General features: G+C 45.2%; 12 protein-coding genes. 6 read left to right on the top strand and 6 right to left on the bottom strand.

Translation table 11 applies throughout. The features are described from left to right. Nucleotides 1-184: 184 nt before the first annotated feature. The 4 genes from rpsI to mrdA form a co-directional block, all read right to left on the bottom strand. Nucleotides 185-571 (bottom strand): 30S ribosomal protein S9, encoded by a 387-nt coding sequence (rpsI, locus tag PG901_RS08115; protein ID WP_183620735.1) that lies wholly within the window; start codon nt 569-571, stop codon nt 185-187. A gap of 10 nt (nt 572-581) precedes the next feature. Next, nucleotides 582-1,010, bottom strand: a complete 429-nt coding sequence (rplM, locus tag PG901_RS08110; RefSeq protein ID WP_183620736.1) for a 50S ribosomal protein L13 — start codon at nt 1,008-1,010, stop codon at nt 582-584. A gap of 211 nt (nt 1,011-1,221) precedes the next feature. Beyond that, nucleotides 1,222-1,914 (bottom strand): 16S rRNA (guanine(966)-N(2))-methyltransferase RsmD, encoded by a 693-nt coding sequence (gene rsmD / locus PG901_RS08105; RefSeq protein WP_271134150.1) that lies wholly within the window; start codon nt 1,912-1,914, stop codon nt 1,222-1,224. 64 nt (nt 1,915-1,978) lie between these two features. Then, a complete protein-coding gene (mrdA, locus tag PG901_RS08100) occupies nt 1,979-3,970 on the bottom strand; it encodes a penicillin-binding protein 2 (RefSeq protein WP_271134149.1) in 1,992 nt (663 codons plus the stop codon). Nucleotides 3,971-4,639: 669 nt separating this feature from the next. Between mrdA and PG901_RS08095 the strand changes: the two genes are divergently transcribed. From PG901_RS08095 to adk, 6 genes are all read left to right on the top strand, one after another. Then, nucleotides 4,640-5,974, top strand: coding sequence for a hypothetical protein (locus PG901_RS08095; RefSeq protein WP_271134148.1), 1,335 nt, complete (start codon nt 4,640-4,642; stop codon nt 5,972-5,974). Nucleotides 5,975-6,214: 240 nt separating this feature from the next. Further along, on the top strand, nt 6,215-8,224 hold the full coding sequence (locus tag PG901_RS08090) for a heme lyase CcmF/NrfE family subunit (protein WP_201565193.1): 2,010 nt from the start codon (nt 6,215-6,217) through the stop codon (nt 8,222-8,224). A 1-nt stretch (nt 8,225) separates the two neighbouring features. Further along, entirely contained in the window at nt 8,226-8,912 is a 687-nt protein-coding gene (locus PG901_RS08085; protein ID WP_271134147.1) for a DsbE family thiol:disulfide interchange protein, read from the top strand. 50 nt (nt 8,913-8,962) lie between these two features. Beyond that, nucleotides 8,963-9,532 (top strand): cytochrome c-type biogenesis protein, encoded by a 570-nt coding sequence (locus tag PG901_RS08080; protein WP_442966870.1) that lies wholly within the window; start codon nt 8,963-8,965, stop codon nt 9,530-9,532. Continuing rightward, nucleotides 9,529-10,809 carry a c-type cytochrome biogenesis protein CcmI gene (gene ccmI, locus PG901_RS08075; RefSeq protein ID WP_201625096.1) on the top strand — a complete coding sequence of 427 codons (1,281 nt, stop codon included), beginning with the start codon at nt 9,529-9,531 and terminating at the stop codon, nt 10,807-10,809. The genes PG901_RS08080 and ccmI overlap by 4 nt, the downstream gene beginning before the upstream one ends. Before the next feature lie 219 nt (nt 10,810-11,028). Then, on the top strand, nt 11,029-11,685 hold the full coding sequence (gene adk, locus PG901_RS08070; RefSeq protein ID WP_201565190.1) for an adenylate kinase: 657 nt from the start codon (nt 11,029-11,031) through the stop codon (nt 11,683-11,685). 208 nt (nt 11,686-11,893) lie between these two features. Here adk and secB read toward each other — a convergent pair whose 3' ends face one another. After that, a complete protein-coding gene (gene secB, locus PG901_RS08065) occupies nt 11,894-12,346 on the bottom strand; it encodes a protein-export chaperone SecB (protein WP_149488954.1) in 453 nt (150 codons plus the stop codon). Between the two features lie 196 nt (nt 12,347-12,542). Then, nucleotides 12,543-12,806: a glutaredoxin 3 gene (grxC, locus tag PG901_RS08060; RefSeq protein WP_271134146.1), complete on the bottom strand. Its 264-nt coding sequence runs from the start codon at nt 12,804-12,806 to the stop codon at nt 12,543-12,545. Nucleotides 12,807-13,018: the final 212 nt, after the last annotated feature.

The following is a 13,018-nucleotide window of genomic DNA, read 5'->3' as shown; positions in this document are numbered from 1 at the left end:
ATCCTCGCTAAAAACTGTCGTTAAAAAAGCATGGTTAAAAATAATCGCTAAAAACCAGCCATAAAAAAACCTTATAAGCTGTGACCAGCTTATAAGGTTTTGCAAATCTATTCTTTTGCTTAATACTGCTATGGCGACTCTGAGATAAAGACGGCAGCAGTAAAAAGAAAAGAGATAGCTTTGATTAACGTTTCGAGAATTGTGGACGTTTACGTGCTTTACGTAGACCCAATTTCTTACGTTCAACTTGACGTGAGTCACGAGTAACAAAACCAGCTGCTTTTAGAGCAGGTTTGTTAGACTCATCAAGCTCAATCAATGCACGCGTGATGCCGTGACGGATTGCGCCAGCTTGACCACTAATACCGCCACCTTTTACAGTGATGTAAAGGTCATAAGCAGTAGGGGTGTCAAGTAATTCTAAAGGCTGACGAACAACCATACGCGACGTTTCGCGGCTGAAATACTCATCAAGTGGTTTGCCGTTAACAACGATAGCACCAGTACCTTTAGCTAAAAAGACACGAGCGGTAGAAGTTTTGCGACGACCAGTTCCGTAATTGCGTTCCATAAGTATATCCTTAGATGTCTAGTTCTTTAGGTTGCTGAGCTTCATGTGGATGTTCGGTACCCGCATATAGTTTCAGCTTTTTGATCATCGCGTAGCCAAGAGGACCTTTTGGAAGCATACCCTTAACCGCTTTGTGTAGAACATCTTCAGGCTTATGTGCAATCAGCTTGGTGAAGTTGGTTTCTTTAATACCGCCTGGGTAACCACTGTGACGATAGTACTTTTTATCTTGTGCTTTTTTACCCGTTACCGCGATTTTCTCTGCGTTGATAACAACGATAAAATCACCAGTATCTACGTGAGGCGTATAACAAGTTTTATGTTTGCCACGTAAGCGTGTAGCGATTTGAGTAGCTAGGCGACCAAGGGTTTTGCCGTCAGCATCTACGACATACCAGTCATGGGTCACTTCAGCTGGTTTTGCACTAAGTGTTTTCATGATAAAACCTTAAAATTAGAATTCGTTGAGAGTTTAGCTGGGAACGGGGCTCTCAAAAAACAGACTGCACATTATAAGCAGTAGCGCCTACGCTTGCAAGCTGCATTGGGGTTTATTTTCGCCTTATATACATTAAACTGCAGCGTTGGCCAGTTTTTTAGCGGTTTTAAACATTTGTAAAATTTGTTAATCGTTTTTATTAACCGGACAATTATGACGGCAATAGACGATAAAGTCCAGCGACAACTTGTCCGACTTTAGTTTGTTTTAGGCACTCAAAACCTATGATACCTTGCGTTGTCTCTGCTTGAGGCGCAGAGTTCTCGTTAACACTGGCTATCAATTGATTCAATTGCAGCGTTAAATCTTTATCCGCTTCTAAGTAAATCAGCGTTTCTGTGGTGATTAAGGACTGTTTTATCAATGCCGTTAAAATTGGCTGCCATAAGTCTTGGGCATAAGGCGGGTCGATAAAGACGATATCAAAATGATGAGGAAGGGTTTGGTTTTGGGTCAGTACTTGCTCAGCTGTGCCTTGGATAATTTGATAGTTAGTGGTATCGAGGCGTAATTGTTCGGCGCTTTGGCACAGCATGTTGCTTTGTGCCGGATTTATTTCGATAAAGGTGGTATGCGCCGCGCCACGTGATAATGCTTCGAAGCCTAAAACACCGCTGCCAGCGCAGCTATCAAGCACTTGGGCGTCATGAATATCGGCAATCAACCAATTAAATAAGGTCTCACGCAGGCGGTCTGGGGTCGGACGCAAGCCTTCGGCATCGATAAAGCTCACGCTACGGCGCTTAAACTGACCACCGATAATCCGCACATCACCAGCAGCACTGTTTTTTGTTTTTGCTTTATGTGTTTTTTTAGGCTGTCGCGTACTGGATGTTTTTTTCATAGCGCTTTCTTATTAACCCTGTTATTAACTATCTTATCAACCGTTTTATTGACTCACGCTATCATCACTCAGAGGTAGCAGCGGTCGTAGTTGTTTCCGCACCTTGCGCTTCTGCTTGCTCTGCGAGCGCCTGTTCTTTATCACGTACCGCATCACGCATGGCTTTTTCAAACGCTTTTTGCCGTTTAATGACTTTTAATTGATCGGCAGTAGGCGGCAAAATAGGGTCGGTTTTACGCTGTAACATCCAGTAATCAAATAAGGCACGACCGATAGGAGCAGCAACAGCACTACCGCCGCCGCCGTTTTCGACCAATACCGCAAGGGCGATTTCTGGTGCTTCAACAGGGGCAAAGCCATTAAACCAAGCGTGATCCCAATGGCGTTTATCAAGGGCGGCTTTATTATAGCTTTTACCTTGGGCAATCGATTTCACCTGTGCCGTTCCGGTTTTACCAGCAATGCGATAGCGCGGCGTATAAATACCACGCCCTGTACCTGCTTTGATGGTGTCTTCCATCGCATCGTGCATACGTAACCAGTCGGAAGGTTTACCGTTATATTCGATTTTGCCATCAGGCTTGGTAATCACGTCGACCGCCGCCGCCCCATCGCTGCTTTTTAATAAATGCGGGGTGATATGATAGCCCTTATTGGCGGTCATGGCAGTAGCATTGGCAATCTGTAGCGGCGTGGCTAAGAAATACCCTTGTCCGATGCTAACAGAGATGGTTTCACCCGGTAGCCAGCCCTTGTCATAAGTATCTTTTTTCCATTTTGGCGAGGGCATAATTCCTGATTTTTCATTGGGTAGGTCAATACCCGTTTGTTCGCCAAAACCAAAGCGTACCATCCAGTCGTGCAAGCGCTGAATGCCCATCTCGTATGCCGTCTTCTGCTTGAAAAAAAAAACCGACATCACGATAGATTTCTTTAAATTCACCGTACCGTGTCCGCCTTTTTTCCAGTCACGAAAACGGTGTGAATCACCGGGCAGACTAAAATAGCCGGGGTCATAAATGGTGGTTTCCCAATCACGTAAGCCGTAATGAATACCGCCTAAACCTTCAAAGGGCTTAATCGTTGAGCCGGGCGGATAGGTGCCTTGTAGCGCGCGATTATAGAGCGGCTGATCAAGGTCTTCTCGCAGGTCACCATAATCTCTAAAAGAGATACCGGAGATAAAGGGATTGGGGTCATAGCTTGGATTACTGACGAACGCCAACACATCGCCGTTTTTTGGGTCGATGGCGACGATGGCGCCGCGGCGACCATCAAGCTGCTGCTGAGCAATGGTCTGTAAGCCATAATCTAAACTTAGAGTGATATCATTACCAGCGATTGGCGCCTTGGTATCGAGCTGGCGTATGACATTGCCGTGCGCATCGGTTTCTACGGACTGATAACCCGGCTGTCCAAGTAAAATATCTTCATAAAAATCTTCAATACCAATCTTGCCGATAAGGTCGGTGCCGGCATAGCGATCTTTATTGATTTGCTTGGACTCTTTATCGTTAATCCGTCCGACGTAACCAATCACATGGGCAAACAGCTCGTCATAAGGGTAAGAGCGCGTGAGCTTGCTTTGAATACTGACGCCACGAAAAAAGGGTTTTCGCTCACTAAACTGTGCCAATTGTGCTTCAGTTAAATCAATCTTGATGGTCACAGGGTCATTTTTGGTTTTGCTTAAGCGAGCCAAGATATCGGTGATATTTTCATCTGTTAAATCAAAGATAGGCGCGAGCAAATTTAGCGTGCGTTCTGGGTCTTCGACTTCATCAGGGCTCAGCATAGCAGTAAATACTGGCTGATTGTCCGCAAGGATAACGCCGTTTCGATCGTAAATATAACCGCGACTGGGCGGCGCAGAAATCAGCTTAATGCGATTGTTATCGGCTTGGGTGGTGTACTTATCGTGGGCATAGACTTGCAGATAACCATAGCGCGCAATCAAAGCCGTCAAACCCAAAAACATGCACAGCCCAAGGATAATAACGCGGCTGGTAAATATGCGATTAACCTGTTCGGTATCGGGAGTGAGCGGTTTGTTCATATAAAGTCAGTACCCGGACGGTCAGTGAATCGGTCGTTTATGAATTGATAAGTTGATAATGAATAAATCAATAACAGTTAGTGAGAAATAGAGGGCGCTAGATTGATGCATTTAAAGCGAGGTGAGCATAAAGGATAAGCCACACTCTTTCAATAACATAGCATCATATTTTATCAATAAATCTCGATTGATTTGCTTGAGTATAGCGGCTAACCATTCACGCAAGGCAACCATAAATTATAACAGAACAAATGCATTGGCGCAGTACGCCGTTATTTATTTTATAGGGTCGTCATTATAATAATTATCTTTGTTGTTAGCATGGCTGTTGTCGCCGTTTTTAGTGTGGCTATCTGGGTTCTCTTTTCATCGAATTAGACACTACAACGGTTGATATGCTGATGGTTCATGCTGCTAGATGATAGTAAAGGTTTTAGAGTTGAGAGTAGCGGGCAAAACGTGTCATCGCTAGTCACAACTTGCCGAGGGTCGATATGTGCTAATGAATAGCAAGTATGCTAAAATCAGGCGATTTATTTCAGCCAGTTAGCGCGTTATTTCTTAGCTATGTGGTTATTGGGGATAGAGCGGCTTTTTGTTAAGCGTTCTTAATCTGCTCAGGATATTTGGTTAACAACGACAATCATTACCTCAAGGATAATTAGAGTCATGGATGCAAATTCATTGTGGCAGACGATAGCGGAACATCCCGAGTTTTTTGCTATGCTGACCATTCCACCGGTGACAGCTTTTGTCACTTGGATACATGTGTGGATGGCACTCAAGATGCTATTTTATCCGGTTAAGTTTTGGGGTATTCGGATTCCAAACTTCCCGTTTTTTGGCTTACCGGGCTTAGGTTGGCAAGGTATTGTACCGCGAAAGGCTGGCAAGATATCGGGTGTTATCGTTGATCAGACGCTCTCAAAGCTCGGTTCGCTCGATGAGTTTTTTCAGGCGATGGAGCCTGCGCAGATGGCGGTATTTATCACCAATGCGGTCGATGAAAACCTTGAAGTCTTGATTGATGAGATTATGCTTGATCATTCGCCAGCGCTGTGGGGCAATCTTCCTTATGCATTAAAGCGCCGCGTCTATGCCCAAGCGCACCAAGAATTGCCAAATATTATGCAATCCTTGGTGACAGATTTGACCTATCATGTCGAAGATTTGGTCGATATGCGTAAGATGATTGTCAATAAAATGGAAAGCGACCGTCGCTTGATGGTCAATATGTTCCTCAAAGTCGGGCAAAAAGAGATCGATTTTATTTGGCATATCAGTGCCTTAATTGGCTTGATATTCGGTATTATCCAAATGTTTATATTTTTGGTGGTGCCGCAGCATTGGACCGTACCGTTTTTTGCCGCTATTTGGGGGTTTCTGACCAACTGGATTGCGATTTGGATGGTCTTTAACCCTGTTGAGCCGCATTTTATACCTTATGTGAAGTTTTTTGCCCTGCAAAGTCGCTTTCCATTTCTTAAGCCGCAGTTACCGCATATCGCTCAATACCGCTTTCAAGGTGGCTTTATGAAGCGCCAAGAGGAAGTCTCTGAGGTTTTTGCTGAGATTGTGGTCAAAGATTTGGTGACACTTGAGAACATCATGAATGAGATGATGTATGGTGACCGCGCCATAGAAACGCGTGAGCTGATGAAATCTCACCTGTATAAGGTGTTAGAATCGCCAGTTATCAGTACCACATTAAGAGTAGGACTGGGTCGCCGTGAGTTTGGACAATTAAAAAATACCATTATCGACAAATCAATCGTCGCTACCATGGTGCCACTGCGTGACCCTGAGCTCAATGAAAGCCGAGCCAGTAAAATTTTTGGCCTGTTTCGCGACCGTATTCGCGCGTTATCACCCGATGAGTTTCAAAACCTATTGCGTCCTGCTTTTCGTGAAGATGAGATGACGCTGATTGTATTGGGCGGCTTGACAGGCTTCTTGGCAGGTTGGCTGCATCTGGTCTTGGTGTTTTTCCCTGCCATGCAGTGATAGATGGTTTTTTATGTTCTTTACACACATCGCATACAGAGTGGATACAGAAACGTGACAAGTTGACGCTAATGTACCATGCTGTAAGCGCCTGAAGCTGCAACGGCTGATGGCGATAAGCGTATAATAATAGCAACCGAAAACACCTACAGTAACGAATACGGGATACTTTCGAATATCCCGCAACACTAATCCCTAAAATAAACAATGACCGTATTAAGGTAAACAAGGTTAGACCGTATGTTAATCACAGAATTGGGTTATTTTGCCTTGCTGGCCGCTTTCGTCTTGGCGATTTTGCAGGTGGTACTACCAACTATTGGCGTCATGAATAACCATGTTGCTTGGCAGCGTCTTGCACCAAGCTTAGCATGGGCGCAGTTTGCGGCCATGATTGTCTCGTTTGGTGCATTGATGGCAGGCTTTTATTTTAATGACTTTAGCTTGGTCTACGTCACTCAGCATTCTAATACCTTGTTGCCTTGGTATTATAAATTGTCCGCGACGTGGGGCGGGCATGAAGGCTCGCTATTGCTTTGGATGACCATCATGGCCACTTGGTGTGCCTTGGTGTCGTACTTTAGCCGTGGTTTGCCATTGTCAATGCGCGCACGCGTACTGGTGATATTGGCGGGCGTACAGATGATGATGCTGGCGATGCTAATCTTCACCTCATCACCGTTTGATCGCACCTTGCCAAACTTACCGGTCGATGGCGCGGATTTAAATCCTGTGCTCCAAGATTTCGGTTTGATTATCCATCCACCGATGCTGTATATGGGCTATGTGGGTATGGTTGTGCCGTTTGCCTTTTGTATGGCGGCATTATGGGAAGGGCGCTTGGATGCGGTCTGGACCCGTTGGTCGCGTCCATGGGCGCTGGCTGCTTGGGGCTTTTTGACAATTGGTATCGCACTTGGCTCTTGGTGGGCCTATTACGAGCTTGGCTGGGGCGGTTGGTGGTTCTGGGATCCGGTAGAAAACGCTTCACTGATGCCTTGGCTTGCCGGTTTAGCCTTGCTGCATTCGTTGGCCGTGACTGAGAAGCGCGGTGTGTTTAAAGCGTGGACCATTATGCTGGCCATCTTTGCTTTTGCCTTAAGTCTCTTGGGTACTTTCCTTGTACGCTCTGGGGTCATTACCTCGGTGCATTCGTTTGCTGCTGACCCAACGCGTGGCCTAGTCATTTTAGTGATTTTGGGCATTATCGTTGGTGGTGGACTGCTGATGTTTGCCATTCGCGGTTGGCGTTTGACGGTTGAAAGTCAGTATCAGCTGGTATCGCGTGAATCATTTTTAGTGATTAATAACGTTATTATCCTCATTGCAACCTTAGTGGTATTACTTGGGACGCTTTATCCTATTATCGCTGACTCTTTTAATTTAGGTCAGGTTTCTGTAGGCCCTCCATATTTTAATGCGCTATTTGTGCCATTAACTTGGTTGCTGCTAATAGCGATGGGCATGGGTTCTAATATTCGCTGGAAGAAAGACAGTCGTCCGCTATTGGGCGCAGGCATGGTCATTGCGGTCAGCAGTCTGGTATTGGCGGCGATTATTGCTTATTTTGTCAGCCCGTCCGATATGCTTAATATTGGCGTGACGCTAGCGGTGAGCTTTTGGGTCTTATTTTGGATGGTCGTCGATTTTAAAGACAAAACCAAAAATGCCCCGAGTTTCTTTAAGGGTCTAGGTCAATTACGTTTGAGCTATTGGGGTCAACAGACCGCGCATATTGGGGTAATCATAGCCGTCATCGGTGTTGCCTTTACCAGTACCTTGAGTATCGAGCGTGATGTGGCACTGGGCGAAAATGATACCGTGCATGTGCAAGGCTATGATTTTGAAGTCAAAGACTTCCATGAGGTCAGAGGCAGCAACTTTGATGGTATGCAAGCGCAGGTCGAGGTGACTAAAGACGGTCAAAAAGTGACGACCTTATATCCTGAAAAACGTACCTATGTGATTAGTATGATGCCAATGACCGAGGCGGCGATTGATGCCAGCCTCATGCGTGATGTCTATGTGGCACTCGGCGAGCCTATCGCTGAAGACAGCAATAAGTGGGCGGTACGTATTTATGTTAAGCCACTCATTCGCTGGATATGGCTTGGCGCGATTATCATGGCATTGGGTGGTTTATTAAGTATGCTCGATAGCCGCTATCGTATTAAAAAAACTAAAACATCCGCTCAAATTGCGGCAAATAAAGCCGGCTTTATCACTGAAGCTGAAATAGGGGAGAAATAAGATGAGTCCATCAGATAATTCTTCCCAAAAAACGCCTGACAATAAAGGTGCTGCTAACAACAAAGCGGCTGCTAATAATAAACCTACTAAAACCATGAAAAAAAGCCAAATGAAAATATGGTTTTTGATTCCGCTGATTGTCTTTGCTGGCTTTGTGGTGATGCTATATATGCGCTTGGGTCAGCCAACGGATATCGTCACCAACACTGCGCTTGAGCGTCCGGTGCCGACGTTCGAGCTGCCATTATTGTCAGATACCAGTCGTATCATGACCAACGACAATCTGCCGGATCAGCCGTTTTTAATGAACATTTGGGGCTCTTGGTGCCCAACTTGTATTATTGAGCATCCTTTTTTGATGCAATTAGAAGAACGCGGTGTCAATCTGGTTGGGGTGAACTATAAAGATGATATCGGCAATGCCCTAGGATATCTAAACCGCGGCGGCGATCCTTTTTCGATGTCTATTCAGGATTTATCCGGTCAGTTTGCGCTAGATTTGGGCCTGACTGGCGCGCCTGAAACCTTTGTGGTTGATGGTGAAGGTATTATTCGTCAGCATATCGTTGGTGAGATTAATGAGAGCAATTGGCAAAGTCGTATCACGCCTTGCTTGATGCTGCTCAACGAAGCTGATAAGAACAATGTTAGCCCAGACGCTACTCAGGTTAAGGAGATGTGCAAATGACGGCTCTCTACTTAAAAGCTAGACATGTACAAGCAATGCACCTAACAGTTATGCAAATGAAAAACCTCACGATAAAGCTAGCAGGCTTACTGCTTGCTTGTCTGCTCAGTTTTGGCATTAGTTTTAGTGCGCATGCAGCGATTGAGGTTTATGACTTCGACTCCGTACAACAAGAAGCGCAGTATCGCGGTCTTATCGAAGAGCTGCGTTGTCCAAAATGTCAAAACCAAAATCTAGCGGGTTCTGATGCGCCGATTGCGCAAGATTTAAAGCAAAAAACCTATGATTTGATTAAAGAAGGTCGTAGTGATACCGAGATACGTGCTTATATGCAAGAGCGTTATGGCGATTTTATTACTTATAAGCCGCCCGTGCGTCCGTCGACATGGATACTATGGTTTTTTCCGCCATTACTATTGATTGTGTTGGTGATTGGCTGGTTTTGGCAAAGCAAACGCAGCCAGCGCGTTGCCCGTGGTCAAAGCGGCGTCACCGTAGATAGCGTTGCGGCGTTATCAGCGGCAGAAAAAGCGGAACTTGATCGTCTGTTATCGCGTAGCAATAAACATAGCAATGACAATAACGAGCATGACATCACCAGTACAGAGGACAAAAAATGACCCTATTTTCTACTTTTGGCTTATTTATTGCCCTAAGCTTACTGATTGCGCTATTACTGGCGGTCATCGTTATCATGCCATGGTTACGAGCATCACGCTTACGAGACAAGCCGGTTGACAATCAGCTGCTAGATATCAATATTGCGGTATTCCGTGAGCGCCTAGCAGAGCTGCAAACGGATAAAGACGGCGGAACCATCGATGAGGTGCATTACCAAAATCAAAAGCTGGAGCTTGAGCGTCAGTTATTGGATGCGCAGCGTACTGTGACGCCGATGGTGGCGCCCGGTATCAAAAGCCGTTTGATTATCATGGTATGGGTGCCAGCATTAGCGGGACTAGCGTACTTTTTAATCAGCGACCGCACGCCGGTGTTTGAATTGTGGGCAGCGGAAGATAAAGTCGCGCAAGTAGCAGATGACTTATTGACCGGTAAAATTGATCAGCCGCCCGCTTGGGCGATTGAAGATGGTACGCAACTGATTAGTGCCATGCAGACCAACGTTTATCGTCATGCTGATGACCCTGATCGCTGGATGCGTCTGTCTGAACTATTCTTATCATTAGAAGCCACCGATTCAGCACTTGAAGCCTTGTCGCGCGCTTATCGTTTGTCACCAGACAACGAAGAAATTGCCACGACTTATGCGCAAATCAGCTTTTTTGCCAATAAAGGCCAGCTCGATGCCAATAGTCGCCGCGTCTTACAAGACGTACTGGCGAAAAACCCGCAGCATGAAGGCGCTCAAATGCTAATGGCAATGGGTGAGGCACGCGGTAATAACTTTGAGCAAGCACAAGGCTGGATTAAGCGTTTACGCGCCAGTATTGCCGCCAAACCGGGCGACCATAGCCAAGCGCTGGCAAGTCTTGATGAGTTGAGTGCGAATGTAAGCACGCAGCAACAGCAAGCTTCTGAAGGCATTGACGTGACTGTCTCTATTAGTGACAGTCTGTTGCCATTGGTCAAAGCGGATGATGTGCTGTTTGTTGCTATCCGTGATGTTAAAGGTGGGCCGCCATTTGCCGCCAAGCGTTTACCGATTAGCGTGATTAAGCAGGGTGAGGCAAATATTAGCCTAAGCGACTTAGATGCGATGATGCCAGAGCGTACGCTGGCTTCTGCTCGCAGCGATAAAGTTCAGCTTGCCGTCATTGCTCGTATCAGCCATAGCGGCACTGCCACTGCCGAGTCAGGCGACTTGTCTGGTAATCCTGTGGTGATTAGCGCCGACCAAAATCAGGTCAATGTGGCTATTAATCAGCAGATTCCTTAATGACTAAATATCAAGATATAAGTGGTTAATAATTGCGCGCTATCGGGCTTCTGATGGCGCGCAATCTTATCCTATGAACAGATAAGTCATCGTAACTTGCCGCATCAAGACTAAAAATACTTGAGCTTTTGAAGGCCACAAGGTAAGGTAAGCTCTGCAACCCACCAATCCCTAAGTTTTATTAGTCCCAAAATCCTATCTTTTAAGGAGAGTCGTATAATGATGCGTATTATTTTGCTAGGTCCACCAGGCGCCGGTAAAGGCACCCAAGCCCAGTTCATTTCTAAAGAATATGATATCCCGCAAATCTCAACGGGCGATATGCTACGTGCCGCAATCAAAGAAGGCAGCGAGCTTGGCAAACAAGCCAAAGACGTAATGAACGCTGGTGGTTTGGTTTCTGATGATCTTATCATTAACCTCGTGCAAGAACGCATCGCTAAGCCTGACTGTGTCAACGGCTGCATTTTAGATGGTTTCCCGCGTACCATTCCACAAGCCCAAGCGCTTGCAGATGCCAACGTAACGATTGACCATGTGATTGAAATCAGCGTGCCTGATGATGAAATCGTTAAGCGTTTATCAGGTCGTCGTCAGCATGCAGGTTCTGGTCGCGTTTATCATATCGACCACAATCCACCTAAGGTCGATGGTATTGACGATGTGACGGGCGAGCCGTTGATTCAGCGTGAAGACGACAAAGAATCGACCATTCGTGACCGTCTAGCGACTTATCATGAGCAGACGTCAACCTTGGTTGGTTTCTATCAAGATAAAGCCAAAGAAGGCGGCGACGCTCCTAAATATGACAAATTTGATGGCACTCAAGGCATTGATGATGTTAAACAGCAAATTTTATCTGCGCTAAAAGGCTAATGCTTTTTTAGAATTGTTGATAGGACTTGTTGATTAACAGTCATATTCAAAACCCTGCTACTTGTAATCACAAGCAGCAGGGTTTTTTTAATGGTTAAAATAAACGCTAAAAAATGTCCATAAAAAAAGCCGCTTACTTAGAGAGGTAAACGGCTTTTCGCTACTATTAGTTTAATGTAGCTTAGCTAACGCTTTATTATGCTAAGTGTTACGCATTACCTTGCGCATCAACTTGTGCTTGCTGTTGGCTTTGCGCGTACGCTTGGTCAAAGTTCACTGGCGCAAGCAATAACTGCGGGAAGCTACCGCGTGTGACGATGTCGCTGATGACTTCACGAGCGTACGGGAACAACACGTTCGGGCAGTAAGCGCCTAGGATTTGACCGATTTGGTCTTCTGGAATATCTTTTAATAAAAAGATACCCGCTTGATGAACTTCGGCGATAAATGCCGCTTCTTCAGCGTTTTTAGCGTTTACACTGACCGTCAATACCACTTGGTAATGGTCGTCATCCAATTTTTCCGCATTGCTAGATAGATTGATATCAAGCTCAGGGTTCCACTCTTTGGTGAATACGCCCGCGCCTGGGACTTCAAGTGACATGTCTTTTACATAAATGCGTTCTAGTGCCAATTGTGGTTGTGCTTGTTCTTCAGCCATGGTAATTCCTCTAAAAGTTAATCAAATAATGGGCAAATGGTCATTGTCATAAAATATCATTGTAATATAAATCGAGATAGAGTTTTGAGATTTTATCTCGATGTTTTTCAGCAACATGGTTTTTAACAAGTTGCTTTACCCTTGCTACCGTCTATTTTTACCTCGATAAAAACAGACCGCAAAACAAGATAGCAAATTAACTCGCCAATAGCTCGTCAAGTTTGCCTTGTTGGTTCATTTGGTTAAGCTCATCAAAACCACCGACAAAGGTATCGCCAATAAAGATCTGTGGCACCGTGCGATAGTTATTGGTTTTTTGCATCAATGCTTGGCGCTCTTCACGGCTTATATCATGCATGCCAATCTCTTCATAATCAACGCCTTTGGTTTTTAGCAATTGCTTGGCGTTTGAGCAGTATGGGCAGATAGGGGTGGTGTAAACTTTCACAGATACAGTCATGGTTAATCCTTGTTTATAAATTTATGCGGCAACAGTTTTATTATAAGTAATATGATAAATAGTGATATAAAAAATCATAGCGTAGAAATTAGCATAATCCGTTACCAATATGTAAATTGCAAATCTATTCGATGCTGCTCAGTATAAAGTGGGGATGGCACTGCTAAATTCAAGCATTATTGGCTGAAAAGCGCTGACGGTAGCATAACTGC

This window comes from Psychrobacter sp. ANT_H3, assembly GCF_027919975.1.
GTDB classification, from domain to species: Bacteria; Pseudomonadota; Gammaproteobacteria; order Pseudomonadales; family Moraxellaceae; genus Psychrobacter; species Psychrobacter maritimus.
Note: the sequence above shows the minus strand (reverse complement) of the source record. Positions and strands in the feature narration are given on the sequence as shown.

Bases quoted from the DNA above. Each gene is read 5' to 3' on its own strand.
- rsmD (WP_271134150.1), bottom strand. From the start codon at position 1,914: ATGAAAAAAACATCCAGTACGCGACAGCCTAAAAAAACACATAAAGCA.
- rpsI (WP_183620735.1), bottom strand. From the start codon at position 571: ATGGAACGCAATTACGGAACTGGTCGTCGCAAAACTTCTACCGCTCGT.
- PG901_RS08080 (WP_442966870.1), top strand. From the start codon at position 8,963: ATGCAAATGAAAAACCTCACGATAAAGCTAGCAGGCTTACTGCTTGCT.
- rplM (WP_183620736.1), bottom strand. From the start codon at position 1,010: ATGAAAACACTTAGTGCAAAACCAGCTGAAGTGACCCATGACTGGTAT.
- PG901_RS08090 (WP_201565193.1), top strand. From the start codon at position 6,215: ATGTTAATCACAGAATTGGGTTATTTTGCCTTGCTGGCCGCTTTCGTC.
- mrdA (WP_271134149.1), bottom strand. From the start codon at position 3,970: ATGAACAAACCGCTCACTCCCGATACCGAACAGGTTAATCGCATATTT.
- PG901_RS08095 (WP_271134148.1), top strand. From the start codon at position 4,640: ATGGATGCAAATTCATTGTGGCAGACGATAGCGGAACATCCCGAGTTT.
- adk (WP_201565190.1), top strand. From the start codon at position 11,029: ATGATGCGTATTATTTTGCTAGGTCCACCAGGCGCCGGTAAAGGCACC.
- grxC (WP_271134146.1), bottom strand. From the start codon at position 12,806: ATGACTGTATCTGTGAAAGTTTACACCACCCCTATCTGCCCATACTGC.
- PG901_RS08085 (WP_271134147.1), top strand. From the start codon at position 8,226: ATGAGTCCATCAGATAATTCTTCCCAAAAAACGCCTGACAATAAAGGT.
- ccmI (WP_201625096.1), top strand. From the start codon at position 9,529: ATGACCCTATTTTCTACTTTTGGCTTATTTATTGCCCTAAGCTTACTG.
- secB (WP_149488954.1), bottom strand. From the start codon at position 12,346: ATGGCTGAAGAACAAGCACAACCACAATTGGCACTAGAACGCATTTAT.